Source organism: Ideonella sp. P3_A4, assembly GCF_056403075.1.
On sequence record NZ_JBFUGE010001320.1, the window covers coordinates 1 to 649 of the forward strand.

Consider the following 649-nt stretch of genomic DNA (forward strand, 5'->3'; position numbering starts at 1 on the left):
GCGACGCCTAACCCCTCCGTCAAGGGGACGTCTTGCGGCAAGCCGCAAGCCGCCCCTTACGTCGAACGTTATGCGTCATAGTCTTCAAGTCCGCGCCGGTCAGCCGGGCGATGCCAGTCGTCTTGCTGTCTTGGCAGTTCAGGTTTGGCTGCACACCTATGCCACCGATGGCATCACCGATGAGATTGCCAAGTACGTACTGTCGGAACTCACGGTTGAGAAGTTTTCGGCATCTTTGAGCGCGCCCGATACCGATCTTCTCGTAGCCGAATGCGGCGAGTGCCTTGTTGGCTTCGCGGCAGTCAAATTTGGCGTCTCATGCCCATCGAGTACCGGGTCAGTAGTCGAGCTGCAAACGCTCTATGTCCAAGAACACTTCATCGGCCACGGTATTGGAAGATCGCTTCTCCAATCTGCAGAGGCCCAGGCGCGCGAACGGTCAGCATCCCCGCTGTGGCTAACGGTCAATGCCAAGAACGCCCGCGCCATCGCCTTCTATGCCCGTCAGGGTTACTCTAGGGTAGGCACCACCTACTTTGTCCTTGGCCAAGGTCGTCATGAAAACCATGTGCTTGTCGGCGGTGACGCATAACCCCTCCGTCAAGGGGACGTCCCGCAGGCGGGCCGCCCCTTACGTCGAACGTTAGCC

General features: G+C 59.0%; 1 protein-coding gene. It reads left to right on the forward strand.

The features are described from left to right. A partial coding sequence (locus AC1DYI_RS37785) for an N-acetyltransferase family protein (RefSeq protein ID WP_477209173.1) occupies positions 1–592 on the forward strand: 592 nt, incomplete at its 5' end. Positions 593–649 lie beyond the last annotated feature (57 nt).